Source organism: Candidatus Methylomirabilota bacterium (genome assembly GCA_036001065.1).
GTDB lineage: Bacteria > Methylomirabilota > Methylomirabilia > Rokubacteriales > CSP1-6 > MNEF01.
Map to the genome: position 1 here is coordinate 1 of DASYUQ010000196.1, position 7,974 is coordinate 7,974.

The 7,974-nt window shown below is 70.0% G+C and carries 8 protein-coding genes; 1 reads left to right on the forward strand and 7 read right to left on the reverse strand.

What is annotated here, in order from left to right:
* Positions 1-502 (reverse strand): citrate/2-methylcitrate synthase (locus VGV13_18915; GenBank protein HEV8643162.1); only part of this gene is annotated, 502 nt, incomplete at its 3' end.
* A 1,174-nt stretch (positions 503-1,676) separates the two neighbouring features.
* The gene (locus VGV13_18920) at positions 1,677-1,892 is read right to left on the reverse strand and encodes a ribbon-helix-helix protein, CopG family (GenBank protein ID HEV8643163.1); all 216 of its coding nucleotides are present in this window, start codon (positions 1,890-1,892) and stop codon (positions 1,677-1,679) included.
* Positions 1,893-1,945: 53 nt separating this feature from the next.
* Between VGV13_18920 and VGV13_18925 the strand changes: the two genes are divergently transcribed.
* Positions 1,946-2,767, forward strand: a complete 822-nt coding sequence (locus VGV13_18925) for a methyltransferase domain-containing protein (GenBank protein HEV8643164.1) — start codon at positions 1,946-1,948, stop codon at positions 2,765-2,767.
* Here VGV13_18925 and VGV13_18930 read toward each other — a convergent pair.
* From VGV13_18930 to VGV13_18950, 5 genes are all read right to left on the reverse strand, one after another.
* Complete coding sequence (locus tag VGV13_18930) at positions 2,751-4,382, reverse strand: AsmA family protein (protein ID HEV8643165.1); 1,632 nt, start codon at positions 4,380-4,382, stop codon at positions 2,751-2,753. The two genes, VGV13_18925 and VGV13_18930, sit on opposite strands and share 17 nt — an antisense overlap.
* 20 nt (positions 4,383-4,402) lie before the next feature.
* Positions 4,403-5,326 (reverse strand): Tim44 domain-containing protein, encoded by a 924-nt coding sequence (locus VGV13_18935; GenBank protein ID HEV8643166.1) that lies wholly within the window; start codon positions 5,324-5,326, stop codon positions 4,403-4,405.
* Between the two features lie 56 nt (positions 5,327-5,382).
* Entirely contained in the window at positions 5,383-6,351 is a 969-nt protein-coding gene (locus VGV13_18940) for a quinone oxidoreductase (GenBank protein ID HEV8643167.1), read from the reverse strand.
* 78 nt (positions 6,352-6,429) lie between these two features.
* Positions 6,430-7,269 (reverse strand): oxygenase MpaB family protein, encoded by an 840-nt coding sequence (locus VGV13_18945; protein ID HEV8643168.1) that lies wholly within the window; start codon positions 7,267-7,269, stop codon positions 6,430-6,432.
* A gap of 58 nt (positions 7,270-7,327) precedes the next feature.
* Complete coding sequence (locus tag VGV13_18950; protein ID HEV8643169.1) at positions 7,328-7,903, reverse strand: hypothetical protein; 576 nt, start codon at positions 7,901-7,903, stop codon at positions 7,328-7,330.
* Positions 7,904-7,974: the final 71 nt, after the last annotated feature.

Below are 7,974 nucleotides of genomic sequence, written 5' to 3' on the forward strand. Positions count from 1 at the left end.
TCTGGCCGCTCAGCATGTAGAGGAAGTTGGCGGCCAGGGTGAGCTTCGGGTTCGGCGCCACCGGCGGCTTGCCCCGCCGCAGCCGCTCCCAGGCGGCGACCAGCGTCGGCATCTGGGCCGTGAGGCGGACCGCCTTGCGGACGGTGGCCTCGCGCGAGTTGTCCTCGGCGTCGGGATCGAAGGCCTGCAGGGCCGACACGCCCGTGCGCAGCACCTCCATGGGCGCCGTCTTCTTCGGGAGCTGGCGCAGGATGGTGATGAGCTTGGGCGGGAGCCTCCGGTTGGCCGTCGAGGAGAGCGCCTTGACGTGGGCGTCCAGATCCTTACGGCTGGGCAGGTTGCCGTGCCAGAGGAGATAGACCACCTCCTCGAACGAGGAGAACTGAACCAGCTCGTCGACGTCGTAGCCGCGGTAGAGCAGCCTCCCTTCCCGCCCGTCGATGAAGCAGATTTCCGAGGTCGAGACGACGACGTCTTCGAGGCCTTCCTTGAAGCTACTCATGGTCTTCCCTCGCCCGGCCGTTTGGAAACGATTTGCTTTTATCATAGCTGGCAGGGCCCTTCAAGGCGGCCCGGCACTTCATCGCCGCTTCGGTGGTGCGCTGGAACGGGGCCGGCCGGACGACCACGTTCGTGAGCAACACCCAACTCCAGGGCGCGATCCCGAACACCGAGATCGCCACACAGCGTGACCGTGTTCAACCCCGCGCCGAGAAGCCGTACCTCCAACGGCCTGACCTTTACGATCACGAGCAGCGCACCCTCACCGTGAACAAGTCAGGCCTTGGAAGCGAACAAATCGAGGGTTCGCCGTCCACGACTGGCGGGTACCGTTGACCACGCACGCGGTGTCGTGTCGAGCGTCCCATTATCTGCCAGGCAGGTGTGTCACGGCGGCGGCGGCACTTCGGGCTGATGCTCAGCCCTCTAACGCGAAGTCAGGCCTCTAGGACTTGCACACGGCGATGTATGCCAAGGCTAAGGACGCCAGATTTCGAGGGGTCGCGACGGGGGCGGCACCCGTGGGCGCGCGGGATCGAGCCGCAGGTTCGGCTTCGGCGGCGGTTGTCGGTCTGTGATCTCTGGGCCGTCTCGCGGGCGCGAGTTGGCAGGATCAAGACGGATAATCTCGTCGAAAACCTTCCTCACGGAACCCGGAGCGCGGTCGCTGCCCAACGGCCACAAGACCGCGTGGGTACCCGACGCGGTTTTTAGGGTGAGCGAACACGTCACGTTGCTAGGTTCAACAAGCCGAACGCGCGTGAAACCGATCGCCCCGAGTTCATCGAACAAACGCTGGGCGATATCGGGATCCGTGCGAAGCGCCGTTTCCTCCGCCGAGAGACCAGCCGCCGGGCGGCGCCAACGAGTGACGCGACCATCACGATAGACCACAACTCCCCCGCCGCCACCAGCAACCCCGCCGCCGCATCCCGCCATAATTGCCTGCGTATCGGTCTGGGCTGGCCACGAGACGCACGAGAGACAAGAGGGCAGGGCCAAAATCCAGGCCCACCTTCTCCGGCTCATTCGTGCCTCCGTCCCGCCCGGTTCAACCGTGGTGTCACCACCCGACGCCTTCTTCGGCCTTCCCCGCGCCTCCGCATCAGCCCACGCGCAAGAAGCTGCCTGCTCGATCTTACCAACCAACTATTGAGGAGGAGCTTTGCGGAAACTCAGATGGCTGCGCGCGCAAAGTGGCGCGGACGCGCGACCGTGTCGAAGATCTTCAGTAGCCGGACCCGCTCCTCCTCGCTGAACGTGCCGATGCGGGCCGCGTAGTCGTGAATCGCCTCGCGGACCACCTGGCTTTGCGGCTTCCCGAGTCGGTCGGCCGCGCGGCGTAGCTCCGCCACCGTGGTCTCATCGAGGCTGAAGGTGAGCTTGACCATACCGGTACGATACTACCCTGAACTTCCGCGTGGGCATGGCCAGAGATCGCGCCGTGAGCGTCACTGACTTTTACGACCGCCATCCGATCAACGAGCAGCAGGTCCTGGCCGCCGTCGCCCGGCGCCGCGGCGCGGTCCTCGCCGCGCTCACGGCCGAGGATCTGTTCGACTTCGATCAAGATCACTACGGCGGGCTGGCGGCGGTGGAGACGCTCGCCCGGCGGGCCGGCATCCGCGGGGCCTCGCGCGTGCTGGACGTCTGCGCGGGGCTGGGAGGTCCCGCGCGCTTTCTGGCCTCCCGGTTCGGGTGCCGGGTCGTGGCGCTCGAGCTCAATCAGGGCCGCGCCGCGGGCGCCCATCGGCTCACGCGCCTGGTGGGCCTGGCCGGGCGGGTCGTGGCGGTCAGGGGCGACGCGACGGCCCTGCCGCTGGCCTCCGCGCGCTTCGATGCCTGCCTGAGCCAGGAGGCGCTGCTGCACGTGGAGGACAAGGCCGCGGTGCTGGGGGAGTGCCGGCGCGTGCTGGTCCCCGGGGGCCGGCTGGCCTTCACCGACTGGACTGCCTACCCGAGGCTCGACGACCGTGAGCGTCAGCGCCTGCGCGAGTGGATGGGGGCGACGACGCTCCAGACGCTCGACGGCTATCGCCGGCTGCTGGGACGCGCCGGGTTCGGGGCGATCGAGGCCGAGGACGTGTCCGAGCAGTGGCGGCCGATCTTGAGAGCACGGCTCGAGATGTACCGGGCGCTGCGCGCGGAGACGGTCGCCCGCTTCGGCGAGCGGTGGTACCGCGACTACCAACAGCTCTACACGTTCTTCGTGCGACTGGTGGAGGCGGGCAGGCTCGGCGGCGGCCGCTTCACCGGAACTTCTTGAGCAGGTCCTGCAATCCGCCCTCGACCTTCTCCTGCAGCTTCTTCCGCTCGCTCTCGCTGAGCACCGACGCCGGCGCCACGCTGACCGACGGCGAGGCCGCCGTCCCCGCCACCTTCGCCTTGAGGTTCCGCCCGGCCGTGCTGACGACCAGGTCGACGCTCATCTTGCCCGAGGCCAGCGCGTAGGTCCCGGCGGCGCTGGCTTTCAGCGCGCGGCTCGTCAACAGCAGATCGCGCGTGCTCACCACGCCGTTGGTGACGGTGTAGGTCGCGGCGACCGTCTCGTAGTCGAATGCCGAAGAGGAGAATGCCGTCGGCAGCTCACCGCCGGCGAGGGCGGAGACGGCGCCGCCGAGCCGCAGCACGGTGCTCAGCAGCGCCAGCGCCTGGGCGCCCACGACCTTCCCCGGACCGAGCTTGAACTGCCCCTTGCCGTTCAGTGTGTTCCAGAGATCGTCGAGACGCGCGGAGGTGTTGCCGGAGAGATCGAGCGGCCCCGTCACCGCGTAGCCCTGGCAGAGGAAGTCCACGAGGATCTTCTCGACCGGCAGCGTCTTGATCCCCAGATCCCCGAGCTCCACGCGCACGCCGCGGTCCAGCGCCACCGACAGGTTGGTGGTGATCGTGCCCTTGCCGATCTCCGTCGTGACCGAGCGCCCGATCAGGCGCGACTCCTCCCAGGTCGTGTTCAACTTCACCGGACCCAGCGTGAGCGTCCGGCGCTTGGGCTCGGGGCACTGCGGGTTGGTCTGGGTGACGGCAAGGTTGGTCAGCTCGACGTCGCCCGAGGCCCGCGGCTTGCCGACGGTGCCGCCGAGCGCCAGCGTGCCCTTGAGGCCGCCGGCGAGGGTGGGCTCGGGCCCCATGGCGGTGGCCACCAACTCGCGGATGTCCTTGCCGTCCAGCGTGAGCCGCGCGCGCAGCGGCGCCTCGACCAGGGACCGGGCGCCGTTCACCCCGACGGTGCCGTCGGTGATCTTCACCGCCAGATCGCCGGGCTTCACCAGGGCGTCGCCCTGGAAGGCCAGCGGCGCGGTGGCGCCCGTGAGCGTGAGGTTGAGATTCTCCACGCGATAGCGCGCCGTGGTGCCGCCGGCGCGCGACTCGTAGGTGACGAGCCCCTTGTCGACCTTTACCCGCGATGGGAGCCCTGCCCCGGCCCCGGCACCACCCGAGGGGCGGGTTCGGCCCGGCGCGCGCGCCTCAGCCTCCGACCCGCGGCCGAGGCTCGCGATATTCCAGCGCCCGTCGGCGGTCTCGACGAGCGAGATCACCGGCTCCTTCAGGACGAGGTCTCCCAGCTCGACGCGGAAGAGGAGCAGCGGCCAGAGGCGCAGTCGGATTTCCGCCTGATTCAGCTTGAGGAAGGGCGTGGTGCCGAACGCGGGATCCTCGGCGACTTCGAGGTCCTTCAGCACCACCGAGGGCAGCGGCAGCGTCGACACCGAGACGGAGGAGAACTTGACGGGCCGGCCGAGCGCCTGGCTCGCGTTGCCAGCGATCAGCGACTGGATGCGGGGCGTGTCAGCGAGGTAGGGGACGGCGGCCAGCACGGCGATCGCCAGGACGACGATCGCCACGCTCGCCACCGCCAGCCACTTCACGAAACGGGTCACGGTTCACCGCCGGGAGCGCCCTACCCGGTCTGGATGGCCGAGAGCTTCCAGGCCCCGGTACCGACCGGGCGGGTAAAGGTCCAGTATTCCTCGATCTCCTGTCGTTGGGTCGGCGAGCCGTCGATGACGGCGCCGGTGCCGTCGTCGACGACGTAGTCCAGCAGCGAGGCGGCGAGGTAGACCGTCACGTAGTCCCGCCCGCTCTCCTGCCACGCCTCGGTGACGTCGATCCGCCGGATCTCGATCTTCTCGATGCGATTGGTCTGTCGCGAGCTGCGCAGACGATCGCACTGGCTCTGGAGCATGGCCGACATTTCGGAGGTGAGCCGGTCACGCAGCGGCGCCACGTCGCGGGCCGCCACCGCCCGCTGCAAGTCGAGGAACGCGCTGCGCGCGATCGTCGCGAAGGCCGCCGGCTCGAAGCCGGGATCCATCGTGCGGATGTGGGCGAGGCCGCGCTCGAGGTCGTCCGGCGCCGCCGGCGCCTCCATCGTGGCTCCACCGCTCGAGCCCCAGGGGGCGCCCTCGGCGGCGCCGCGCGCGCCCGCCATCGCGTAGGCCGGCTCGCCGGCGGTCTGGCGCCGCCTGAGGAAGGCGATCAGCAGCATGAGCCCGCCGCCGATCAAGAGGACGTCCAGGAGGCCGACACCGAAGCCGGGGTGGCCGAACAGGAGGCCACCGAGGAGCCCGCCGATCAGCAGACCTCCGAGCACGCCTCCGAACCCGCCGAAGATGCCCGGGCGCTGGGGGGCGGCCGGCGAGGTGGAGGTCGTCGGCCTGGACGGCGTAGCGGGGCTCGTGGGGGACGGGCGCGACGGCGCGGAATACGTGCGGGAGCCGCGGCTCCCTCCACCGGTGGCGCGCGCCCAGGCCTCGGTCGTCGTGACGAAGAGCAGCCCCATCAGCACGAGGCCCAGCAGGGGGACGAACCGTCGCCGTGTCATCTGCCACCTCCTTGACTCATTGTAGACCCCCGCGCTAGCGGAGCCGGCGAAGTTCCCTACGGAATCAAGAGCACCTTGCCCGTCGTCTTGCGCCCTTCCAGCGCCTTGTGGGCTTCCCCCGCCTCCTTCAGCGGAAACTCGAAGGCGATGCGGAGCTTGAGCTTGCCGTCGCGGACCCACCCCAGCACCTCGCCGGCGCGCTGGAGCAGCTCCGGGCGGGTGGGAATATGGTGGAAGAGGCTCGGCCGCGCCAGATAGACGGAGCCCTTGGCGTTGAGGATCTGCGCGTCGAGGGGCGCGATGGGCCCGCTCGACTGGCCGAACAGCACGATCATCCCCCGCAGCGCGAGGCAGTTGAGGCTCTTGTCGAAGGTGTCCTTGCCGACGGAGTCGTAGACGACCTGGACGCCTTTGCCCCCGGTGAGACGCTTGACCTCAGCCTCGAAGTCCTGCTTCGTGTAGAGGATCACCTCGTCGGCGCCCGCCTCGCGCGCGAGCTTGGCCTTGTCCTCCGTGGAGACGGTACCGATCACGCGGGCCCCGCGCATCTTGGCGATCTGGCAGAGGAGCAGGCCGACGCCCCCCGCCGCCGCGTGCACGAGGCAGGTGTCGCCGCTCTTGAGGGGATACGTCGAGCAGGCGAGGTAGTGCGCCGTCATGCCCTGCAGCATCGCCGCCGCTCCCTGCTTGGTGCTCACGCCCTGCGGGAGCGGGACGAGCCGGTCCGCCGGCACCGCCGCGTACTGGGCGTAGGAGCCGCGCACGCCGGTATAGGCGACCTTGTCGCCGACCTTCACATCGCTCACGCCGGCGCCGACGGCCGTCACGGTGCCGCCGCCCTCCATGCCGAGCGTCGCCGGAAGATCGGCCTTGTAGAGACCGGTACGGAAGTACACGTCGATGTAGTTCAGTCCGGCGGCGTCGAGCTTGACCACGGCCTCGCCGGCCTTCGGCGTCGGCTCCGGCACGTCCTCGTACCGCAAGACCTCGGGTCCTCCCGGCGTGTGGATGCGAACAGCTTTCATGGGGCTGACCTCCTCGGGCCAACGTGATGTGCTTCGAAGTGCCAGCGGATTATAGCATCGGCGCGCGACGGCGCCGGGTCAGCCTTGGCGGCGGGCCGCGCGCGCGGCGGGCCAGTAGCGGAGGACCGGCGGCAGCAGCGGCAGCGCGTGGCGTACGAGCCAGGCGCCCGCGCCCAGCGCGGTCCGGTGGCGCGCGTCCCACCGAAAGCCATACGCCGCGCGGATCGACGGCGGCAGCAGCCCGATGGCCACGATCCGGAACATCCAGGCCAGCGGCCAGACCACGCGGAGCACCGGGGGCGCGAGCAGGTCGCGGGCCAGGGCGCGAGCCGTGTCGGTGACCACGATCTGCCCGCTTCCCAGCCTCGCGTCCATGTACGTCTGCAGCTCCACGGTGCTCCGCGGCAACGATCCCTCCGGAATGCCCAGCAGCGGCTCGACGCGGGCCGCCTCCGCGCAGTACCGGTCCTTGTCCTGGGGCGTCAGCGGGCCCACGTAGAGCTCGTAGGCCCGCGTGAACGCGTCCAGGCAGCTGGCGTGCACCCAGGTCAGCAGCGAGGGGTCGTGGGCCGAGTAGCTCGCTCCCGCTGGGTATGGCCCTTCGGGCTGGCGAAGGGGGCCGTGAATCCGGTCGTGCACCCGGTTGATGGCCCCGGCGGCCCGGGCCGCGCCGTCCTCGCCGCCGAAGGTCAGGTCTAACATCGCGCCCAGCGTGCGCTGCAGCCGGCGCCACGACGCCCGCGTGTCACGGCGGAAGCCGCTGTGGTCGGCGACGCCCCGGGCGACGAGGGGATGCGCGAACTGGAGGAGGATCGCGCTGCCCCAGCCCAGCAGCAGGGCCACCTCGCGGTGGACCCTCCACGAGACGCTCTCGGCGGCGCCGGCGTGGCGGTCGGCGGTGGGCAGGGACGGCCGCACGGGCTACACCTTCAGCAGCCTGAAGCGCTCCCTGGTGACCATGCCGCCTCCTTGGAGATTACCGCATCGTGCCCAGGTCGATGGCGAAGTTCGTGACGTCCCGGCCGTCGGCGTCGCGCACGACGAGTGTCAACCGCGACGTGCCGGTGATGTCCTTGCTCGGAAACCAGTACACGCAGCGGGCCAGGTAGGTGCCGTTCTCCTGCCGGATGCCGGTGCGCTCGTTCTGCACCAGCGAGGGCTCGATCTGCCGGGCGCCGAGGACGAGCCGCGGACGGAAGTAGCGAGCGAAGTCCTCCCGCGGCCCATTGAGGTTGACCTCGAACCGCAGCCGCTCTTTGAGCTCCTCGATCAAGCGGTCCTGTTCCTTGGGCTGGACCGCTTCATTCTTGAAGGCGGCGTGACGCGCCGCCCAGACCAGCCGGTGGAAGGGCGTGATCACGGTGACGCTCTCGCCCGCGCCGTTGACCACCCGCCACTCCTCGCCGAACGACTCCACGGTGACGCTCCGCTGCCCGACGCGCAGCGCCTGCTCGCGCTGGCGCTCGGTCAGGGCCAGCCAGGCGCCGTCCGCCTGCGCCGTCGCCGCCGCCAGCACCAGCGCCAGGGCCCCCACCGCCGGCAGCCACCTCACGACCCCTGCCCCACGACTACGCGGCTGAAGGCCGCCGGGCCGAAGTATTTGGCGGCGACGCGCTGGACGTC